Consider the following 2,765-nt stretch of genomic DNA (forward strand, 5'->3'; position numbering starts at 1 on the left):
TCCGTGAGCTGTCTTCTATAACGTCCTCGGCTGCGTCAGCGATGACCGCCGAGATTCATTAATCAGCGTTTCCCTAGTGTCGTGAGTTGGAAAATCATTGAATAAATTGCTGCCTGTAGTAGTAGTGTTTGGTGAATGCACGAACACGACGAGGCGGCGATGGGCGGACGACGTATTCTCGAAATACGTCAACGCCTGCACCTGCCGATGGCAGTCAACTACATCGGCGACAACCCGCTTGGTCCGCCGGCACGATCGTGGAACTCCGGCAGACACAGGCGGTGGTTCAGGACAGTGCAACCCGACGCCGTTGGGGGTGCTCTATGCGGCAATCATCCCGGAAACTTCGACTGGTCAGCCTCACGTTGAACCGGCACCGCCGCCGAGAACGCAGCGTGAAGAATTCTTCTTCATAGGCGACACAGTCGGCTTCACCGACAAGCATCTAAGCGAGCGCGTCGGAATCATCGTCAGGCTGAATGCCAAGACAGCATCTATTGCCGTCCATGGCAGCGATGGTCACTGGCGTGTTTCCTACGCTTTACTGCGAAAGATCGTCGACATCTAGCCGTGCAAAACCGCCCCAACGGGTTCCGCTGACGGATACCAATGATTTTCCACCGAGGGAACTGGTCTACCAGCAGACGCAATGCTGGATTCAGGCAGGCTGTTTCGAGGCCATGGTGAATGACCTGCGTTCGATCATCCGGATCGCGCAGGAGCGCCGTGGTCAACCCAGCGCGGTCATTCTCGACGGGCGGACCCTGCAGTCGACATGCGAGAGTGGGCCTCGCGCCGGTTACGACGGCTACAAACGCAAACGCGGCAGCAAGGTCCACATGGCGGTTGATACCTTGGGGCAGTTGCTTGCTGTGCATGTTACGCCGGCCAACGAACAGGAACGCACGCAGGTCGGAGAACTGGCGCGCCAGGTTCAGCAGGCCACGGGCCAGACGGTCAAGGTGGCGTTCGCCGATCAGGGATATGCCGGCGAAGAGCCTGCGCAGGCGGCACTCGACGAAGGGATCGAGCTTCACGTAATCAAGCTGGCGGAGGCGAAAAAGGGCTTCGTGCTGTTGCCGCGCCGCTGGGTGGTCGAGCGCAGCTTCGGCTAGCTCAACCGGTTCCGCCGACTGGCCAGAGACTACGAGCGATTGCCCGAAACCTTGGCTGGCTTGCACTTCGTCGTATCCTCCGTGCTTATGCCTGTTCACTTTGCAGCCCTTAACAAAAGTGCCTAACAGCCTCTATAAGTGGCTCAATTTTCGGTCGGCGTAACCACGTCACCGATCAATTGCGAAGCTATCCGGCCGCGAAGGTCGAGATTCCCGAGCTGGCCGGCGTCCAACACGTGTTCGTCAAGGCTGCCGCACGCGTGAATAGCCGGGCCGAAAATAGTCATCAACCGACCCGTGAACGAGAGCGGCGCATGCGCGGCTTCCGTGACTCCCAGCGGACCCGGGCGTTCCTTTCGAGCTTCGGTCCGATCCGACAGCACTTTGCGCTCAAGCGGCACTTGCTGCGCGCGTCGCTTTATCGCAAACATCTCGCTGCCCGATTCGCCTCGTGGCACAAATTGACCAACGTCACCCAAAGTCCGTCAACTGCCTGGTGAGCGGCTGCACCGTCTGCCGCCGTTCCTTTCTCCGATCGACAGGTTGACAGTGCCCAAATGGCGCCTCGTATTAGCATCAATATATTTGATGCTTTTCTTCTGGCAGTTGCACTCGATCGCGTGGCATCATCATTCGGACTCAATCAGCGTTGACTGTACCAGCGAGTCGCGTAAGGCACGGGTAGTGCGACGAACTGCGAAGCTGAAGGCCTAGTAACCTTTTCCGATACGGAGTGTCCATGCACAGAATAAAGAGGGTGCTGTGCGGCGGGCTGCTGACCGCTATGCTAATGGGGGTTGCGGCGAAGGCTGCCGCCGCGGGCGAATTTTGCACGTACTTGGACCCGCAGGACCCTAGCAAAAGTTTCAGCTACTACTGCGCGGCCTTTGACGGCGAGGATGGCGCGGGGAATCTGGGCGGCGGCTAAAGTGGAGTGTCGGGTCTTTGAGCATTGGCATAATGCCGGCAAGAAACCAGACGATGGTCTAAAAGGGTCGACCGAGGCCATCAGCGCACCGGCCGAGGGATGGAACCGTAGCTGATGCATATCAGCCGTGGCCCGAAAGTGAGATGAGGAAGTCCCCGCGTAAGTAGACTATGTGCGCCGCATAGAGCGGCGGAGGTCACGCGTAATCTTCCAGATGTATCCTCGCAACGGCTCGCGGAGGTAGAAAATGAAATCAATACGTTGGGCGACGAGCGCCGCCTTTCTGGCGGCTACGGTCACGCTTGCCATTCAACTCCGAGAATCCCGAGCGGAGAACGCCGGGCTTCACAGCGACCTGAGCATGGTGATGGGTGCTTCTGTTACACCTGATCCATGCTTGGCTAACCTCGCCAAAGTCACTGCGAGCCCGACATTCGTTTCGTGTAAGGCCGGACAATTTGTGGTGCTACGCAGGCAATAGATTCCAACTGGTTGCGGGTTTTTCAAGGTCTCTGAATTTGCCTGAGAGCCTTTGTAGGCAAGGGTTTTGGGTGTATGGTCTGAAGCGGCTGGAATCCTGTTGCTTTGGCGGTCAAGATGGCGAAAAAGCAGCCACGGCAAGGGATTCCAACGAAGTTGAGTGAGGCAGAGTTTGAGCAATTTGTCTTGCCGCATCTAAGCCGGGGCCGACGTGGACCGGCTTCAACGCTGGCGTTGCACAC

The 2,765-nt window shown here is 57.9% G+C and carries 2 protein-coding genes and 2 pseudogenes; all 4 read left to right on the top strand.

The window, feature by feature from the left end; translation table 11 throughout:
- The first annotated feature begins 97 nt into the window (after nt 1-97).
- The 4 genes and pseudogenes from BN2475_RS34110 (at nt 98) to BN2475_RS32950 (ending at nt 2,043) form a co-directional block, all read left to right on the top strand.
- Nucleotides 98-568: a hypothetical protein gene (locus BN2475_RS34110; RefSeq protein ID WP_143326059.1), complete on the top strand. Its 471-nt coding sequence runs from the start codon at nt 98-100 to the stop codon at nt 566-568.
- A gap of 40 nt (nt 569-608) precedes the next feature.
- Nucleotides 609-1,241: pseudogene (locus BN2475_RS32940) on the top strand (IS5 family transposase); the annotation flags it as partial.
- Nucleotides 1,242-1,273: 32 nt separating this feature from the next.
- Nucleotides 1,274-1,615, top strand: a pseudogene (locus BN2475_RS32945) (DDE-type integrase/transposase/recombinase); the annotation flags it as partial.
- 239 nt (nt 1,616-1,854) lie between these two features.
- Nucleotides 1,855-2,043, top strand: coding sequence for a hypothetical protein (locus BN2475_RS32950; protein WP_094783497.1), 189 nt, complete (start codon nt 1,855-1,857; stop codon nt 2,041-2,043).
- Nucleotides 2,044-2,765: the final 722 nt, after the last annotated feature.

Origin of the sequence: Paraburkholderia ribeironis (genome assembly GCF_900019265.1) — a bacterium.
GTDB classification, from domain to species: domain Bacteria; phylum Pseudomonadota; class Gammaproteobacteria; order Burkholderiales; family Burkholderiaceae; genus Paraburkholderia; species Paraburkholderia ribeironis.

What these genes read in the sequence shown, in the direction of transcription:
- BN2475_RS32950 (WP_094783497.1), top strand. Translation starts at nt 1,855, where the DNA reads ATGCACAGAATAAAGAGGGTGCTGTGCGGCGGGCTGCTGACCGCTATG.